Consider the following 14,551-nt stretch of genomic DNA (forward strand, 5'->3'; position numbering starts at 1 on the left):
CCTCGACCACAAGCAGGCGTAAACCGCCGAGATCTACTCGGCTAACTTCTCTGAATCCAGAGCCCTCCCTCAGGAGTGACCCAACGGACTTTAAATCATCACTGGCGGCTTCGCAAAGCCCCAGCGGGGGCTTTTCCGCAGACTTGGAATGGGCACTTACAACCGGCATCGGATGCATTTGTTGCCCGCTCTCGATTTCCCAAGGAAATGCCGCGATTACCAAGAGTGCTGAAACCAGCGCTATGGGCAGTGCCAGAAACAAGCGCCAGCCACGCAAGTACCTACTGGGTGACACAGTGCGGACCTCACCTGGTTCGCTCGACATGAGCCAAATGCGGCCGGACCGACATCGCAGTATGTCAACAAGGTTTTCATCCTGGTACAAATAAACAGCCCAAGGAGTAAGCACCGAGCGGCGTAACATTACTCCCCCATTTGGACCGGTGTACTTGAAACCCCGTGAGTATCGGCGCAAGGATTTCTTGGGAATACCCCGGATGTTTGGCTTAGGTGAGAGGTGGACCATGCACTCATCATGCTCGCGGTCTCATCCCGTCTGGGCGCATGAAGCAAAACTGTTGAGAATTAGGGAACATACTCGGCGGGGGGCGAGTTTAGACTTAACAAATGCCTGACTTTCTCACCGCCGGACTTAGCCCTGATTTGGTCGGCTATGAAGAGGGATGGCAACTGCAGCGTGAGATCCACAGCAAGGTTGTTGCCCATGAAATCCCAGACACAGTAATCCTGCTTGAACATTCATCGGTATTTACCGCTGGTAAGCGCACAGAAGACTCGGAGCGCCCAGTTGATGGCACCCCTGTAATAGATGTTGACCGCGGTGGAAAAATCACTTGGCACGGTCCGGGTCAGCTGGTTGGCTATCCGATTATGAAACTCCCAAGACCTATTGATGTTGTCGGCTATGTCCGATGGCTCGAAGATGTTCTTATAAAAACCTGCGCCGAGTTTGGCCTGATCACAGAGCGAGTCGAGGGGCGAAGTGGGGTGTGGGCACCTCTGAATGGAAGCCATGTCAAAGTGGCTGCAATAGGCATTCGCGTAGCGGAGCACACCACAATGCACGGGTTTGCTCTCAACTGCAATAATTCACTCGATCCCTATGAAACAATCATTGCTTGTGGCATCAGAGACGCTAAAACCAGCACACTCACCGAACTTTTAGGGCGAGAGATCACCCCCGCTATGGCGGCCGAAGTTGTAAAAAAACACCTCAAAGAGATTGGCAAGGTCGAACTGTGACCGAACAAAAACCCGAGCGCAAGCTACTGAGAATCGAAGCTCGCAACAGCTCAGTACCAATCGAAAAGAAGCCGGAATGGATCAAGACCACGGCGCATATGGGACCTGAGTATCAAGCCCTACAGAAGCTGGTAAAAGGCGAGAACCTTCACACCGTCTGCCAAGAGGCAGGATGCCCAAACATCTTCGAGTGTTGGGAAGACCGCGAGGCAACATTTCTGATCGGTGGGTCTCAGTGCACCAGACGCTGCGATTTCTGCCAGATCGACACTGGTAAGCCAGACGCTTTTGACGCAGATGAACCGCGGCGCGTGGGCGATTCGGTTCGACAGATGGAACTTCGATACGCAACCGTCACTGGAGTTGCCAGAGACGATCTTGAGGATGAAGGTGCTTGGTTGTATGCCGAAACCATCCGCCAAATCCACCAGCAATCGCCGGGTACGGGTGTTGAAATTCTGGTTCCTGACTTCTCGGGGAATCCGGAACTTCTTGGAAAAGTGTTTGACGCGCGCCCAGAGGTTTTTGCTCACAATGTCGAGACGGTTCCACGAATCTTCAAAGAGATTCGACCTGCTTTCCGTTATGAGCGCTCACTTGATGTACTTACGCAGGCTAGAGACTATGGTCTCGTGACCAAATCCAACCTCATTCTTGGCATGGGAGAAACCCGCGAAGAGATTTCGCAGGCCATGCAGGACCTGTTTGACGCCGGAACTGACATCCTCACCATTACCCAGTACCTGCGACCAACACCTAAGCACCACCCAGTCAGCCGATGGGTAAAGCCAATTGAGTTTGCAGAAATGGCCGAAGAAGCCGAGGAAATCGGATTCCTTGGGGTTCTATCGGGGCCACTGGTCCGCAGTTCCTATCGCGCCGGACGACTCTGGGCTCAAACGATGCAGAAGAAGGGCTTTGAAATCCCCGCCCATCTCAGTCATCTAGCCGAGGCTGCTGCGAAAAGCGGTTTTGGACAAGCAGTTCACTAGAAACTTCGCGATAAGGTTATTCAATGGCTAAAAAAGACACCAAAACTCAAAAAGCACCTGGTCAAATGCGTCAGCTTTGGCGCGTCTATGTAATGACCGCCAAGGGCGACAAGACTTCCGTACTATGGGCGTCCCTTGGGTTTGTGCTCACCGTTTTGGCAGCCATCACATTTAGCGCCGTGACTGCTCCGGGCAACGTGACTAACCTGGTTCTATTCAGCATTACCGGAGTTCTCTCGGGCATTTTGGTCGCGATGATTGTCATGTCTCGCAAGGCCGAGCGCGTGGCGTACATGCAAATCGAAGGTCAACAGGGCGCAGTTGGCGCAGTTGTGGCCAATGGACTGCGCCGTAACTGGCGCGGTAGCGAGATGCCGGTTGCAATCAACGGCAAGACGCGCGATGCCGTCTACCGCACCATCGGTCCGGGCGGAATCGTCTTGATTGGCGAGGGTCCAAAGTCACGCGTGCAGCCTTTGCTCGAAGATGAGCGCAAGAAGGTTTCACGAATCGCTCCGGGTGCGCCGATTCAGACCATTATTGTCGGCACCGATGAGAATTCAGTGCGAATTTACGACTTGAAGAAGTCCCTATACAAACTTAAGAAAGTTCTGAACCGGTCTGAGGTTTCAGTGGTCGACAAGCGTCTGGCTTCACTTGGTATGAACATTCCAATTCCAAAGGGAATGGATCCTGCAAAAATCCGCGCATCACGCAAGTAATCGCAGCTTCTAGCGGAGTGTTTTTAGCGCAGTACTAACGCTGTTCCCGCCAATTTGTCGTGTAGACCGCGATTATCGTTGTCCCAAACAATTGCCGGGATGATCAGCAAGATCATCGAAACACGCAAAAATGCAGCTCTGAATCCGACGTATGGATGCCCCAGTCTAAGAACACGCATTCGACAAACCATGTGACCGAAGCTCGCACCGAGCGTGGCAACCATTAGCCATTGCATCAACCCAAAGGCAACCAGGGTGGCTAGGTTATCGCCGGCGAACAACCCGGCAGAGATTAGCAGCGAAATCCCCCAGTCAATACAAAGCCCAAAAACTCTCCTTGGAACCTTTGCGAGGGATCCGGTGCCCTGTTCTGGGAGGCCTAGCCGCTTTCCGGCCCACAGTTTTTCTGTCATCACACGTCGAGCCTACTCAAAAGTTTTACATGGCTGAAACATTCGCTGGTTAGCGAGCACGGCGCGAAAAGATAGACTTTTCTTGATGGCGTAATGATGTGCCAGAGTTTCCACCATCCACCATTTGAAGGGATTCCCCCTATGTTCAAGACTGCCTCAGAGGTTGTTAAGTACATCAAGGACAACGACGTAAAGTTCCTTGACGTTCGATTCACCGACCTACCTGGTGTTCAGCAGCACTTCAACCTTCCAGCAGCGATGATCGATGAGCAGTTCTTCATCGATGGTCAGTTGTTCGACGGTTCATCGATCCGCGGCTTTGCCTCAATCAATGAGTCAGACATGCAGCTCATCCCAGACGTCGGCACCGCATACATCGATGCATTCCGTGCTCAGAAGACTCTGGTTATGATCTTCGACGTTTACAACCCACGTAACGGTGAAATCTACGGTCGCGACCCACGCCAGACTGCCAAGAAGGCTCAGGCTTACCTTGCAACCACCGGCATCGCAGACACCGCATTCTTTGCTCCAGAAGCTGAATTCTTCATCTTTGATGACGTTCGCTACGAGTACAAGCAGAACGGCTCAATGCACTTTGTTGACTCAGATGAAGCTGCTTGGAACTCAGGTCGCGAAGAGGCCGGCGGTAACCTAGCTAACAAGACCCCTTACAAGGGTGGATACTTCCCAGTTACCCCAACCGACAAGCACGCTGACATGCGCGATGACATTGTTTCAGAGCTTCTTGCAGTAGGACTAGAGGTAGAGCGCAGCCACCACGAGGTTGGTACTGCAGGCCAGGGTGAGATCAACTACAAGTTCGACACCCTACTTTCATCTGCAGATGACATCCTGAAGTTCAAGTACATCGTCAAGAACGTAGCTGAGCGTTGGGGCAAGACTGCCACCTTCATGCCGAAGCCACTATTCGGCGACAACGGCTCAGGTATGCACGTTCACATGTCTCTTTGGAAAGATGGCAAGCCATTGTTCTACGACGAGTCAGGCTACGGCGGTCTTTCAGACCTAGCACGCTGGTACATCGGTGGTATTTTGAAGCACGCTCCATCACTGCTTGCATTCACCAACCCAACCGTAAACAGCTACCACCGCCTAGTTCCAGGTTTCGAAGCGCCAGTAAACCTTGTTTACTCAGCTGGTAACCGTTCAGCTGCCATCCGCATCCCGATGACCGGAACAAACCCTAAGGCAAAGCGCATTGAGTTCCGCGCTCCTGATGCATCGTCTAACCCATACCTAGCGTTCGCAGCAATGCTTATGGCTGGTCTTGACGGTATCAAGAACCGCATCGAGCCACACGAGCCTGTTGACAAGGACCTTTACGAGCTACCGGCAGAGGAAGCAGCACTTATTCCTCAGGTTCCTGGAAACCTTGAAGATGTTCTTAAGGCACTTGAGGCAGACCACGACTACCTACTAGAGGGCGGCGTGTTCACCAAGGACCTAATCGAGAACTGGATCAACTACAAGCGCGAGCACGAAATCAAGCCTCTTGCTCTTCGTCCTCACCCATACGAGTTCGAGCTGTACTTCGGTTGCTAATCAACTAAAAAAGGACCCTGCCGAAAGGCGGGGTCCTTTTTTTATACCGAATTCAAGAGTGAATCCTATTCGGGCTTGGCGTCCGGTTCGAATCCGTAAAAGATGCGCTCAAACACTGCGCGAGAGCGCCGAGTGAACGCCAAATAATCCTCCTGAAGCTGGCCCGCTCCCCCTCGCGGATATTCCAGAATTCGAGCCATACCCTCGAGTTGACGACGATCAGTCGGAAGTACATCCGTGCGCTTATTGGCCCACAAGATTGAAGCAGAGCGAACCCGAGACGCAAGTGTCCAAGCCTCAGCCAACACGCGTGCGTCATGCTCCGCAATTAGCCCTTCACGTGCGCACGCTTCAAGCGCCTGCAGAGTTTTTGGTGTGCGAATTGAGGGGTGTTCATTTCCGTACTGAAGTTGAAGAAGCTGCACGAGCCACTCGACGTCACTCAATGAACCTCGGCCTAGTTTCAAGTGGCGGCGAGGGTCAGCGCCTAGCGGAAGTCGTTCAGTCTCAACCCGGGCCTTGATTCTGCGAATCTCTACTATGGCGCTTTCCGTCAGCTCGGTTGGGTATCGGTACTGATTGATGAGCGTCAGAAATTGCGATTGCAACTCGGGGGACCCGGCTATCGGGCGTGCTCGCAGGAGGGCCTGAGCCTCCCAAGTGTTAGCCCATCGGGCATAGTAGGCAGCATAGGAATCAAGCGACCGAGCAACCGGACCGTTTTTACCTTCAGGTCGCAGATCAAGATCCAACTCAAATTCAAGAAGTGGGTCAGAACTTAGCCGCTTAATTTCACTTATAACTCTCTCGGCCACTTTTTGCGCGAGAGCGGGATCGGCGCCATCAGCTACCCGGTAGACGAACATGACGTCCGCATCCGAACCAAAGCCAAGCTCTTCGCCGCCGAAGCGACCCATTGCAATAATGCCGAGATCTACGTGCTCGCTGACTGATCCTGGTGCTAGATCGAGGTCTTTGAATTCAACTGCGATGCTCAACACCGCCCGCAGATAGGCCTCAAAAAGGCCGCTAAGGCTGTTTGACACCTGCGTTATGTCGATGTCTCCAAGGACAGCCCCAAGCGCTATACGAAGGGTTTCACGCCTCCGAATACTCCGGACACCGTTGATCGCCTTCTCTGAAGAATCGTGGCGCCCGATAACCGCTTCGAATTCACTTGTGATCTCGGAAGTAGGCAACGGAATCAGGTCTTCTGGCTTCTCGAACCACGCCGCAGCCTCGGGGATACGCTCAAAAAGGCTTGTGGCCAGCTTGCTGTTAGCAAGAACCTGAGTCATTCGCTGAGCCGCATAAGTGCTGTCTCGTAGCATGCGCAGGTACCAGTGGGACTCCCCTAGGTCCTCACTCAGACGACGGAAGGAAAGCAGCGCAGAATCTGGGTCAGAACCCTCTGAGAACCATTGCAGCAGGACAGGCAGCAACTGCTTTTGAATCGCAGCCCTCCTCGACAACCCTGAAGTCAACGCGGCGATGTGGACAAGCGCTCCCTTTGGGTCCTGAAAACCGATGGCGTGCAGTCGGTCCTCGGCCTGGGTGTCAGTGAGGGAAAGACTTTCACCATCTAGACGAGATACGGCGCTCAGCAGTGGCCGGTAAAAAATCTTTTGATGAAGAGCCCTAACTTCCAGCTTGACCGAGTCCCAAGCCGACAAAAGCTCCTCGACTGTCCACTTTGGATTCACAGCGCGAGCCAATGCGCGACGGCGGGTATCACTCGCGGGCATCAGATGGGTACGACGCATGTCCGAAAGTTGAATCCGGTGCTCAAGAAGGCGCAAGAATCGGTAACTCTCTGCAAAAGCCGCTGCCTCTGAACGGCCGACATACCCTGCAGTGGCGAGGGCGTTTATAGCCGAAATCGTATCTCTGTGCCTGACCGATGGGTCGGTACGTCCATGCACAAGCTGCAGCAGCTGCACAGTGAATTCAACGTCTCTAAGGCCGCCAGGGCCGAGCTTAATTTGAGCGTCCACTTCACTTGCCGGAATGTAATCGGTGACACGCTCACGCATCTTTTGCACCGACTCAACGAAATTCTCACGTGATGCAGAGGACCAAACCTTTGGCGCGAGAGCGTTGACATAGGCTTCGCCAAGTTCCAAAGATCCTGCAAGCGGCCTAGCTTTTAGGAGCGCTTGGAACTCCCAACTTTGGGCCCAGCGCTCGTAGTAAGCCAGGTGTGATTCGAGAGTGCGAACCAGTGCCCCTGATTTACCCTCTGGTCGCAGATTTGGGTCTACCTGCCACAACATAGGTTCAGCAGCCGTCGCGTCAATAGCTCGCATCATTCGGGTGGCAAGCTTGGTGGCGATTTCAACTGCACGCTCATTAGCAAGTTCGGCGCTTTTGCTGCCAGCAACATAAATTACGTCAACATCGCTGATGTAATTCAGCTCACGGGCACCGCACTTACCCATAGCAATAACAGAAAATTCCGTGTTTTGAATCTCCTCGGCAGTAAATACTCCATGGTCGGTAGTGCTCGACAGTTCAACCCGAGCAATTTCGATTGCTACTTCCAAAGCCGCTCCGGCAATGTCTGCCAGAGATGCCGCCACAGAAGGCAATCCGCCTTTGACGTCAACCATCGAAAGGTCATAGATAGCGATTTGAAGCAAGGATTCTCGGTAGGCAATTCGAAGTGCAGACCAGACATCAGGCGAATTGAACCCCGGCACCAAGAGAGGCACGACTCTGGACCTAAAAAATTCCGTGGCCAAAGCCTGAGTTGGCAAGGCGGCAATTGCCTTATCGAAGTAGTTCAGGCATTCGGGCCGACGCTTCAGGAAATCACCAAGCGCTGATGACGCTCCGAGCAGCAAACAAAGCCTGCGGGATGAGTCCGACTTCTTGAGGATTGCCTTTACCTTGGCCGAGTTTGATTCAGCTAGAAATAGCAAGGCATTCAATGCCTGGTCAGGATCAGCGCAAACCGCCAAGTCAGCCAATGCTGAACGACCCGAGTCACCAACCAGCTTCACCAGTTGGTCGAGTTTTGCGGTCGTGGAGCTTAGGTCTGCAAAACCGAACCTGGCCAGCTCAGACAGACCCATGCCACGACCTCTATCGGACATGCAACTCCCCTAGAGGGTCTCGAGGTTCTGCTTTAGTTCGAACGGCGTTACCTGCGCTCGGTAGGCGGCCCACTCGCGGCGCTTGTTAGCCAGCACGTAACTGAATACTTCCTCGCCCAAGGTCTCGGCTACCAACTCAGACTCTTCTAGCTTGCGAATCGCGTGGTCAAGGCTTTGTGGCAGCGGCTGAATTCCCATGGCGCGTCGTTCCGCATCATTTAGGCTCCAAACATTGTCTTCGGTCTCAGCTGGAAGAGGATACTCCTCTTGAATCCCCTTGAGACCAGCGTTCAGCAGCAACGCGTACGCAAGATACGGATTCGCGGCTGAATCGATCGCCCGGTATTCAATGCGCGAAGAGTTTCCCTTGTCTGGCTTGTACAGGGGAACCCTAATTAGAGCTGAGCGGTTGTTGTGGCCCCAGCAAACAAAGCTCGGAGCCTCGCCTCCACCCCAGAGACGCTTATACGAATTCACGTACTGGTTTGTTACAGCGGTGATTTCTGGTGCGTGTCGAAGCAGTCCGGCAATAAAGTGCTTTGCGGTTTTTGAAAGGTGATACTGGGAGCTTGGGTCGAAAAATGCGTTGGTATCACCCTCGAATAGCGACATGTGAGTATGCATTCCAGAACCAGGGTGTTGGGTAAACGGCTTTGGCATGAAGGTGGCATAAACACCCTGCTCAATAGCAACCTCTTTGATCACAGTTCTAAAGGTCATGATGTTGTCGGCCATGGTTAGTGCGTCTGCATAACGAAGGTCAATCTCGTTCTGCCCCGGGCCACCTTCGTGGTGGCTAAACTCGACTGAAATTCCGAGTTGCTCGAGCATCGAAACCGCACGGCGACGGAAATCGTGGGCTGTTCCGCCCGGAACATTGTCAAAGTAGCCAGCGTTGTCAACTGGAACAGGCTCGCCGTTGGCGTCAAGCTGGGTGGACTTCAGAAGGTAAAACTCAATCTCAGGGTGGATGTAGAACGAGAATCCCATGTCAGAGGCCTTGGCAAGTGCCCGGCGCAAAACATTTCGTGGATCAGCCGCAGCTGGCAAGCCATCCGGAGTCTGAATATCACAGAACATTCGCGCAGTTGGATCGATCTCGCCACGCCAAGGAAGGATCTGGAAGGTGCTTGGATCAGGTTGAGCAAGCATGTCCGCCTCGTAGGTACGGGCTAGTCCCTCAATCGCTGACCCATCAAAGCCAAGACCCTCGGCAAACGCCCCCTCGACTTCAGCCGGCGCGATCGCAACAGACTTCAATGTTCCTGCCACGTCCGTGAACCAAAGGCGAATAAATTTCACGCCTCGCTCTTCAATTGTGCGAAGGACGAAATCTGTCTGCTTATCCATCGAGTGTTCCTCTCTCTACCCTGCTACTAGGCTAATGGTTATGCCGATTGTTCGCTTAGCTATGGCCCAGACCAACCCGATAGTTGGAGACATTTCTGGAAACCTGGCCAATTGCCTCGCCACAGTTCGTGAAGCAGCCGCCAACCAGGCTAATTTGGTGGTTTTCGGAGAAATGTGTGTTGCCGGCTACCCAATCGAGGACCTAGCAACCAGCCCTGAATTTATTGAGGCAGCCGAATCTGCCGTTCGGGAGTTTGCCATTGCTCTTGAAAAAGATGGATTCGGTGACATTGCAGTGGTTATCGGGCATCCGAGCCGGGCATCCGCGAGTACCTGGGCGATTGCGCACAACAGCGCCTCAGTCCTGCTTGGTGGAACAGTCTTAGGGCGGTATGACAAGCACCACCTGCCAAACTATTCAGTTTTTGATGAGTACCGCGTTTTTGTACCAGGTAACCAACTCTTTACTTTCGAACACTGTGGCCTGAAGTTTTCGACCCTCATTTGCGAGGATATTTGGCAAAGTGGCGGACCAGTGGCTCAGATTTCTAACCACGGAACCGACATTGCCCTGGTGTTGAATGGCTCCCCATTTGAAGTTGATAAGGGCGACCGCCGTCTTGAGCTGGTCAAGAGTCTTGCCCTGACCCAAGACATAGCTGTATCGTATGTGAACCTGACAGGTGGCCAGGATGATTTGGTTTTTGACGGCGACAGTCTCTTTGTTGATTCCAGTGGCGAACTAGTTGTTCGAGCTGAGCAGTTTCAGACCTCAATCGACTACGTCGACATCACGAGCAAATCAACCGCTGAAAGTAAAAACATGCGTGCCCCTGCCGTTACTCGCTCCAGCCTCGAAGAGCAGGTCTGGAATGCGCTGGTCACCGGCCTAAAGGACTACGTAGCGAAGAACGGTTTCAAATCGGTGATTTTGGGACTGTCAGGCGGAATTGATTCTGCTGTGTGTGCTTCCATCGCCGCGGATGCAATCGGTGCTGAGAACGTGTTTGGTGTACTGATGCCGAGTGAGCACTCATCTGATCACTCCATCGGGGACGCAGTGGATCTTGCCCAGCGGATTGGGTTGAATTATCAGACAGAGTCAATCAAGGATTTTGTCGATGCTTTTGAGAAGCAAATTCCGCTGACCGGTCTGGCCGCAGAGAACCTTCAGGCTCGCGCACGCGGGTTGATCCTGATGTCGCTGTCCAACGAGCGGGGCCACCTAACTCTGACCACTGGAAACAAAACTGAACTCGCGGTTGGATACAGCACCATCTACGGCGACTCGGTCGGAGGCTTTGCACCCATCAAGGATGTTGAGAAGACGTTGGTCTGGCGCCTAGCAAACTGGAGAAATCAGCATGCCGTCGCCATGAGTCACACTCCCCCAATTCCACAGAACTCGATTGAGAAACCTCCGTCAGCGGAATTGAGACCCGGGCAAGTTGATCAAGACAGCCTTCCAGATTACGAAACTCTTGACGCGCTTCTTGAGCTATACGTCGAAAAGTCTTTCGGTAGAAAGCAGATAATTGATGCTGGGTTTGAAGTTGAAACCGTCGACCGAGTGATCTCTCTAGTAGATCGTTCGGAATGGAAGCGTCGACAGGGTGCAATTGGCCCAAAAATTTCTCCACTCGCCTTCGGGCGTGACCGTAGATTTCCGATTACCAATCGTTGGACACATAGAAAGAGTTAGAGCAAATGGCAGCAGACAAGTTGATTTCAAGCGGTGGACCATGGGAGTCAGTTTTGGGCTACTCTCGTGCGGTAGTTGCTGGCGATTACGTCCACGTGTCCGGCTCCACAGCAACTGTGGACGGCCAACTTCAGCACGAGGGTGATGCCTACGGTCAGACCAAGGTTGCTCTTGAAGTAATTGCCAAGGCGCTTGCTCAGGTTGGTTATGGAGTTGAAGATGTTGTCCGCTCAAGGGTTTACCTAGCCAACGGTGCTGACATGGATGCCGCAGGTAAAGCGCATGGTGAAGTCTTTGGTGAAATTCGCCCAGCACTAACCATGCTCGCTGGCATTCAGTTCATCAACCCAAACATGCTGGTCGAGATTGAAGTGGATGCCTGGAAGCGTAGCTAATGGAATTCCTTCCAAAGAAGGTTAGAACCTCTACTCTCAAAGAATTTAAGGCAAACGGGCACAAGTTCAGTTGCCTTACCAGTTATGACCACCTGACAGCCGGTCTGTTTGATCAATCTGGGATAGACGTTCTCTTGGTGGGCGATTCCGCCGCTGATAACAGCTTGGGGTACTCGAGCACTTTGCCCATCACGGTAGCCGAGATGGCAACCTTTGGTCGCGCAGTGGCGTCGGCAGCTCAACGCGCGCTTGTCGTTATTGACATGCCGTTTGGCTCGTACGAGACAGGCCCCGCGGACGCCCTCGCAAACGCGATAGCGCTAATGAAGCCAACTGGTGCTGATGCCGTGAAGCTTGAAGGTGGCCAACGAAGTGCAGAACAGATTCGCACTCTTGTGGAGGCTGGAATCCCGGTTATGGGACACATTGGCTTCACACCGCAGAGCGTCAATGTTCTGGGCGGCTTTAAGATTCAAGGTCGCGGAGATGCAGCCGAACAATTGCTTGAGGACGCCCTAGCCGTCCAGAATGCGGGTGGATTTGCAGTAGTACTCGAAATGGTTCCATCAGCAATCGCCGGTGAAATTAGCTCCAAGCTAGACATTCCAACGATTGGAATTGGCGCTGGCCCGCAGGTTGATGGTCAAATTTTGGTCTGGACGGATTTTGCTGGCATGACAGCAGGCCGGCCAAGGAAGTTTGTCAAGCGCTATGCAAACCTCGGGGAACAACTGGCATCAGCAGCATCGAACTACCGAACTGAAGTGGCTAACGGGGAGTTTCCAACGGCTAACCATTCATTCGAGGACTAGTCCTGCTCCTCTGCCTTCCGCCAGGCTTCAGAGCGCAACCGAATAGTCTGCAGAGCTTCTGCAGCCTCCTGCGAGGTCGCAAACGGTCCTACCCGATTAGGTGAAGGCGATTTGCGACCCACCTCAATCTTTAGCGTCTTCAGATTGAACCAGTACTCCGGTTTTTCCTCATGTTCTGAGTATGAACTTTCCATTTGAACCCCTTTTGTGAAAAGCCTAGCCCCAACGCAAAATAGACTTTAGTAATGCCTCGCGATTCGAAAACTGGCCATCTGATTCCCGGTGCCCTTAGTCCAACCCGGCAAGTTCCGGCAGAAATTGCCAGACCGGCCTACGTTGGCAAAAAGTCGCCTGCGCCTTGGACTGGTGGCGACGTTCGAACACCGAGTGAAATCGCCAAGATCCGAGCCGCGGGTCGTATTGCCGCGCAGGCAATTGAACTGGTCGGAAAGCATGCCGTACCAGGAGTCACAACCGATGAACTTGATCGCATCGGGCACGAGTTCTTGATTGGCCAGGGCGCGTATCCATCAACCCTCGGTTACAGAGGTTTCCCAAAGTCGCTCTGCTCGTCAATCAACGAGGTCATCTGCCACGGCATTCCTGACGATACAGTCCTTCAGGAAGGTGACATCGTCAACATTGACATCACCGCGTTCAAGGACGGCTTCCACGGAGATAGCAATCAGACTTTCAAAGTTGGCGAAGTCTCGGATGAAGTTAGCCTTCTGGTCGAGCGCACACACGAGGCCATGATGCGGGGAATTCGGGCAGCCACAGTCGGTCGCCAAGTGAACATCATCGGCCGCGCCATCGAAACTTATGCAAAGCGCTTCAACTATGGGGTGGTTCGTGACTTTACCGGTCACGGGATCGGCGAGGCTTTCCATTCCGGACTAATCATTCCCCACTACGACTCATCACCGGCGTACGACACCGAGATTAAGGTAGGTATGGTGTTTACCATCGAGCCGATGCTTACCCTCGGCACGCACGAATGGAACATGTGGTCGGACAACTGGACCGTAGTCACGCGAGATAGCAGCATTACCGCTCAGTTTGAGCACACTATTGCCATCACCGAGGATGGCCCGGAAATCCTTACTCTTCCTTAGGAGCAGACATGGCAAAGATTGCAATTGGAATTGACATTGGCGGTACCGGAATTAAGGGTGCTCTCGTCGATGTTTCAAGCGGCGAGCTGCTCTCCAGCAGAGTTCGCATCGAGACTCCTGAGGGCGGCCGGCCTAACGACATCGCTGAAGTGCTTAAGGTTCTGATCTCACAGATTCCGGGTGCGACTCCAGATCTTCCGGTCGGCATCTGCTTTCCCGCTGTGGTCCAACACGGTGTCACTATGTCAGCCGCAAATGTTTCTCCTGAGTGGATTGGGCTCGACGCCGATTCTCTATTCACCAAATCGCTCGGACGTCCGGTCCATGTGATCAACGACGCAGATGCCGCAGGTGTTGCTGAGGTCAAGTTTGGGGCAGGTCGTAAACAAGATGGCCTAGTCATCATGACCACGTTGGGTACCGGAATTGGCACCGCCTTATTCCTTAATGGAAAGCTCGTGCCCAACACAGAGCTAGGTCATCTAGAAATTGATGGCGTTGATTATGAATCTAAAGCCTCATTCGCAGCCAAAGAACGTGAAGAACTGGGTTGGGACACCTGGGCCGAGCGACTTCAAAAGTACTACTCGACGCTTGAACGACTTTTCAGCCCCGACCTCTTCATCATCGGTGGCGGTGTCTCTAAACAGCACGAGGAATTTGTTCCGCTACTAAAACTTCGCGCCAAGGTAGTTCCAGCAAAGAAGCGCAACAACGCCGGCATACTTGGAGCGGCTGCGCTGGCGATTCGGTCAACTAAGAATTAGTGGATGGGCCGGCTATTACGCCGGGTTCTGTACCAAAAGGTGACGGTCATCTATCTAGGAATGCCGTTGCCGGCACTCTCGAGCGGTCTACCCGAGAACATGAGCGAGCAGCTCTTAACGTTCTCTGTCTGACCTTGCTTCAAACGAGGTTTACATAGCCGCCATGTTCACACACGGCGCTGGTGGTCTCTTACACCACCGTTTCACCCTTACCGCAAAGCGGCGGTTTACTTTCTGTTGCACTATCTCGCGGGTTACCCCGGGTGGCCGTTAGCCACCGTCTTGCTCTATGAAGCCCGGACGTTCCTCGATGTTGCCATCGCGACCGTCTTGCCGACCCATCCGATAAAAGACTACTG

Annotated in this window: 12 protein-coding genes and 1 other RNA gene; 9 read left to right on the plus strand and 4 right to left on the minus strand. The window is 53.2% G+C overall.

The genetic code is table 11. From position 1 onward, the window contains the following. Positions 1 to 627 precede the first annotated feature (627 nt). The 3 genes from lipB to FFA38_RS03495 are packed head-to-tail and all read left to right on the plus strand — an operon-like array spanning position 628 to position 2,977. On the plus strand, positions 628 to 1,263 hold the full coding sequence (lipB, locus tag FFA38_RS03485; RefSeq protein WP_138275416.1) for a lipoyl(octanoyl) transferase LipB: 636 nt from the start codon (positions 628 to 630) through the stop codon (positions 1,261 to 1,263). After that, the gene (gene lipA, locus FFA38_RS03490; RefSeq protein ID WP_138275417.1) at positions 1,260 to 2,255 is read left to right on the plus strand and encodes a lipoyl synthase; all 996 of its coding nucleotides are present in this window, start codon (positions 1,260 to 1,262) and stop codon (positions 2,253 to 2,255) included. Before lipB ends, lipA begins: the two co-directional genes overlap by 4 nt. Before the next feature lie 23 nt (positions 2,256 to 2,278). Beyond that, on the plus strand, positions 2,279 to 2,977 hold the full coding sequence (locus FFA38_RS03495; RefSeq protein WP_138315544.1) for a DUF4191 domain-containing protein: 699 nt from the start codon (positions 2,279 to 2,281) through the stop codon (positions 2,975 to 2,977). 23 nt (positions 2,978 to 3,000) lie between these two features. Here the strand turns inward: FFA38_RS03495 and FFA38_RS03500 are convergent, their stop codons facing one another. Continuing rightward, positions 3,001 to 3,390 carry an RDD family protein gene (locus tag FFA38_RS03500; RefSeq protein ID WP_138316000.1) on the minus strand — a complete coding sequence of 130 codons (390 nt, stop codon included), beginning with the start codon at positions 3,388 to 3,390 and terminating at the stop codon, positions 3,001 to 3,003. A gap of 141 nt (positions 3,391 to 3,531) precedes the next feature. Between FFA38_RS03500 and glnA (FFA38_RS03505) the strand changes: the two genes are divergently transcribed. Next, complete coding sequence (gene glnA, locus FFA38_RS03505; protein ID WP_138275420.1) at positions 3,532 to 4,956, plus strand: type I glutamate--ammonia ligase; 1,425 nt, start codon at positions 3,532 to 3,534, stop codon at positions 4,954 to 4,956. Between the two features lie 65 nt (positions 4,957 to 5,021). On the opposite strand, the gene FFA38_RS03510 is transcribed toward glnA (FFA38_RS03505), so the two are convergent. Both FFA38_RS03510 and glnA (FFA38_RS03515) read right to left on the minus strand, forming a co-directional pair. Beyond that, positions 5,022 to 8,051, minus strand: a complete 3,030-nt coding sequence (locus tag FFA38_RS03510; protein WP_138315545.1) for a bifunctional [glutamine synthetase] adenylyltransferase/[glutamine synthetase]-adenylyl-L-tyrosine phosphorylase — start codon at positions 8,049 to 8,051, stop codon at positions 5,022 to 5,024. Between the two features lie 9 nt (positions 8,052 to 8,060). Then, a complete protein-coding gene (gene glnA / locus FFA38_RS03515) occupies positions 8,061 to 9,401 on the minus strand; it encodes a type I glutamate--ammonia ligase (RefSeq protein WP_138275422.1) in 1,341 nt (446 codons plus the stop codon). A 40-nt stretch (positions 9,402 to 9,441) separates the two neighbouring features. Here glnA (FFA38_RS03515) and FFA38_RS03520 point away from each other — a divergent pair, with 40 nt between their 5' ends. The 5 genes from FFA38_RS03520 to ppgK all read left to right on the plus strand — a co-directional run bounded on the left by FFA38_RS03520 (position 9,442) and on the right by ppgK (position 14,192). Beyond that, a complete protein-coding gene (locus FFA38_RS03520; protein WP_138315546.1) occupies positions 9,442 to 11,103 on the plus strand; it encodes an NAD+ synthase in 1,662 nt (553 codons plus the stop codon). Between the two features lie 5 nt (positions 11,104 to 11,108). Then, on the plus strand, positions 11,109 to 11,498 hold the full coding sequence (locus tag FFA38_RS03525; RefSeq protein WP_138275424.1) for a RidA family protein: 390 nt from the start codon (positions 11,109 to 11,111) through the stop codon (positions 11,496 to 11,498). Next, entirely contained in the window at positions 11,498 to 12,310 is an 813-nt protein-coding gene (gene panB / locus FFA38_RS03530) for a 3-methyl-2-oxobutanoate hydroxymethyltransferase (protein WP_138315547.1), read from the plus strand. Before FFA38_RS03525 ends, panB begins: the two co-directional genes overlap by 1 nt. Before the next feature lie 245 nt (positions 12,311 to 12,555). Next, the gene (gene map, locus FFA38_RS03540) at positions 12,556 to 13,425 is read left to right on the plus strand and encodes a type I methionyl aminopeptidase (protein WP_138315548.1); all 870 of its coding nucleotides are present in this window, start codon (positions 12,556 to 12,558) and stop codon (positions 13,423 to 13,425) included. A gap of 8 nt (positions 13,426 to 13,433) precedes the next feature. Then, positions 13,434 to 14,192: a polyphosphate--glucose phosphotransferase gene (gene ppgK / locus FFA38_RS03545; protein ID WP_138315549.1), complete on the plus strand. Its 759-nt coding sequence runs from the start codon at positions 13,434 to 13,436 to the stop codon at positions 14,190 to 14,192. Here the strand turns inward: ppgK and rnpB are convergent. Beyond that, positions 14,193 to 14,533: RNase P RNA component class A (gene rnpB, locus FFA38_RS03550), an RNA gene on the minus strand. Positions 14,534 to 14,551 lie beyond the last annotated feature (18 nt).

The sequence above is a fragment of the Rhodoluna limnophila genome (genome assembly GCF_005845365.1).
Taxonomy (GTDB): Bacteria; Actinomycetota; Actinomycetes; order Actinomycetales; family Microbacteriaceae; genus Rhodoluna; species Rhodoluna limnophila.